A 3,013-nucleotide genomic window follows, 5' to 3' on the forward strand; every position below is an offset into this window, starting at 1 on the left:
ACCAACGACCGAAATCTACAATCTATAAAAGAATCGCCGAACTGCTCTTTAACCTCATGGGCAAAACGTTTGAGGATACAACGGTCATCTTCACGAGCATGCGATCAATGACGTCGGACTGCGGCACTGCCGCCGTCCGACTATCGCAATGAGCGCGCTGGGAGTCGTCAATTGGACCGCTGACTTCGAATGCGGTTGGCCTCACCAGGCGCCTATAGCTTGGGCGCTTGGAGATGAGACGAAACAAAGCCGGTCGGCCGTCGGACGCTGATTGGCCAATAAGCGACTGTGATAACACGTAGCGAAGTCGTTAGCAATGGTTCCAACTTAGCCTGATATGCAGTTGATCATGTTCAGTGTTCTGCTGACATATCTCTCCATCGCTTGGATTACCACCGCGCGCCCATCGGATCGTCGAGCGCTTCGCTGCATCTGCGATCGCGCCTCCACATTACGGCATAAGCGCAAGTGGTGGACCGCCGCAATCTATGGCCGGACCACAGTCATTCTGAAAGGCCCGCCGTTGGCGGCTGCATGAGCTACTGCTTCGTTCGCGTCGTCCAGCGCAAATGCGGTGACGTCAAAGTGCCCAAGATCTAGCAGGCCCGCGCGGATCAAGCCGGTCATGCGCGTCACTGCTTCGGGCGAATACATCCATTTGCCGCGCACCGTGATGTCATTGCGCATAATCCAAGGATAAGGCAGGTCGAGTCCGTCGCCGCCAAGCATACCTACACCGCCCATTAGCACAACGCGGCCGTAAGGGCGCACAGCCATCACTGCCGCGCGCACCGTCGTGGTTGTCGCCGATGGCGGCAACAGATCGATGACGCAATCAACAGGGCCGGGAGCGCACGCACGCATGCGCTCCCGGTCATCATCCTCATTGCCCGAAAGTATCACGGTCTGCACACGATCACCGAATCGGCGCTTGAGATCTGCGAGCGCAGGTTCATTGCGCCCAGGCGCGACGACGCAGTGTGCGCCCATCGCGAGAGCTGTCGCGACGCAAGCACTGCCAAAGTTTCCGGTCGCACCGCTCACCAGCAATATTTCGCCGGCTTGGAAGTTGGCGGCGAGCAATCCCCCGTAAGGCACGAGCATGGTGTTGAGTGCGCACCAGCGCGCAGCATCGCGTGGATCGATCTCGCCGATGCGAATCGCATTTTCAGTCGGTATGCGCACCTGTTCGGCGAAAGTGCCGTCGCGAAAATGCCGTTGCAGGCGCATGCCGCCTTCTCCCCGTGCGCTCCAGCCCTGCAGGGTGATATCGGGCATCAGAGCGTCATCGCGTGAACGCACAGTCGGGTCGCAAAACACCCAGTCACCCTGCTTCAGGTGGGTCGCGTCCGGGCCGCTTGTGCGCACACGACCGATCGCACCGCACCCCGGTACCATCGGTAGGTCGATCAGGTAGCGTCGTTTGCCGTTGAACACTTCGTTCGCGTAGGACAGCACTGGGGCGGCGACGACATTAACGACGACTTCGCCCGTGCCAATTTCCGGCGTCGGCATTTCTGCGATTTCGAGGGGCTGGCCAAGCGTCTTCAGGATTGCAGCTTTTCATGGCTTTTGCGTTTGTATGGTTGGGAGAGCCCATTCTGGCAGGTTTGGAATAGGCAACAAGGCCTAGTACTATCCTAGGACTCAAGCGACCCTCCTACAGGGGAAAACAAACCATGGCGACAACGAGCCGAAGTGAATTTGGCGATTTTTTGCGCTCACGGCGCGAGAAAATAAGCCCTGCCGAGCTTGGGCTTAAGAGCGGACGACGACGCCGTACGCCAGGCTTGCGGCGCGAGGAAGTAGCGGAGTTAGCGGGCATCGGCGTCGACTGGTATGTCCGCCTCGAACAGGGACGTACGGTCAGTCCATCCGATGCCACGCTCGATGCTCTCGCCAGCGCCCTGCGCCTTGGTAAGGCCGAAGCGGCACATCTGCGTGCCTTGGCGCGCAATGGCGATCACCGAGGCTTTGCGCCAGAAAGCGTGCCGCCGGTAATCGAGCGTCTTATCAAGAGCGTAAACTTGCCCGCTTACGTCACTGGCCGACGCTGGGACATTTTGGCCTGGAACGCTGCCGCCGCGGATGTCCTTGGCTTTGATCGCCTCGACGCATCGAATCGAAATATTCTTGCATTCATGTTCATCGAAACGGATTCGCGTCGGCTGTTCGGCCGGAGCTGGACTGACGAGGCGCGCCGCATGGTAGCGCTCTTTCGCGCGACTCACGATCTCCATGCTGGCGATCCTGCCTTCATAGAATTGGTTGAACGCGTGCGCGCCCATAGCCCGGAATTCAAGAAGTGGTGGAATGCACATGACATTCGCGGGAGTACGTCCGGGCAGAAAGTGCTCACCCATCCGGAACGGGGCGCACAACGCTATGAATACGCCACGTTTCAAGCGAATGACGATCCGGCGCTTAAGCTTTCGATCTACACGCCTGTCTGAACGCACACAGGGTGGGCGAAGGACCTCGTATTTCGGATAGGTACCAAAGCACATCTGCCCGTACCCATTGATGCTCTCTCGACTTCCAACATGATCGAGGCAGAAAGCGGGGCGAATATGCTGCGAAGCTATGTGCCTATTTCTGGAAGCAAGCCCGCTGCACTGACCCGCGATGCACATCTCCCGGACTGTATATGGAGGAAATTGTACGTCACTATCGGGTCATTCACGGCCAGCCAAAATCCTGCAAGATAGCAAGCGGCCACTCCCGCAGAATAGATCTTAATGAGCGATGTTTTTGATAGTTAATCACCCATTGCGACCTTCCTTTTTTTGTGGAATGTAAGAACAATTTTGTCGGCTGTCGGATCGCCTCCACTCCCAGTTATTTGGACCCGCCAACAGCCGTTCCTGAGAAGCATGGATGACCGGTTCGGGTGGACTCTGCCCCGATGCGGCCCGATCAACGGCGACTCACTTCCTCAGTTCAGCGTCGGACCGGGTCTGGCCGAGATGGAATGGACACCGCCCTCCCTCCGGGGAAGTGGGCACGATAGAGG

Annotated in this window: 2 protein-coding genes; one reads left to right on the forward strand and one right to left on the reverse strand. The window is 58.1% G+C overall.

The features are described from left to right. Positions 1–486: 486 nt before the first annotated feature. Positions 487–1,515, reverse strand: a complete 1,029-nt coding sequence (locus ACFFAR_RS29500) for a zinc-binding dehydrogenase (RefSeq protein ID WP_174365126.1) — start codon at positions 1,513–1,515, stop codon at positions 487–489. A gap of 164 nt (positions 1,516–1,679) precedes the next feature. Here ACFFAR_RS29500 and ACFFAR_RS29505 point away from each other — a divergent pair, with 164 nt between their 5' ends. Beyond that, positions 1,680–2,453 (forward strand): helix-turn-helix transcriptional regulator, encoded by a 774-nt coding sequence (locus ACFFAR_RS29505; RefSeq protein WP_375509046.1) that lies wholly within the window; start codon positions 1,680–1,682, stop codon positions 2,451–2,453. The last annotated feature ends 560 nt before the right edge of the window (positions 2,454–3,013 follow it).

The organism is uncultured Caballeronia sp. (genome assembly GCF_964243625.1).
Classification (GTDB): Bacteria; Pseudomonadota; Gammaproteobacteria; order Burkholderiales; family Burkholderiaceae; genus Caballeronia.

Coding starts and splice junctions, on each gene's coding strand:
- ACFFAR_RS29500 (WP_174365126.1), bottom strand. CDS start 1,515: ATGCCGACGCCGGAAATTGGCACGGGCGAAGTCGTCGTTAATGTCGTC.
- ACFFAR_RS29505 (WP_375509046.1), top strand. CDS start 1,680: ATGGCGACAACGAGCCGAAGTGAATTTGGCGATTTTTTGCGCTCACGG.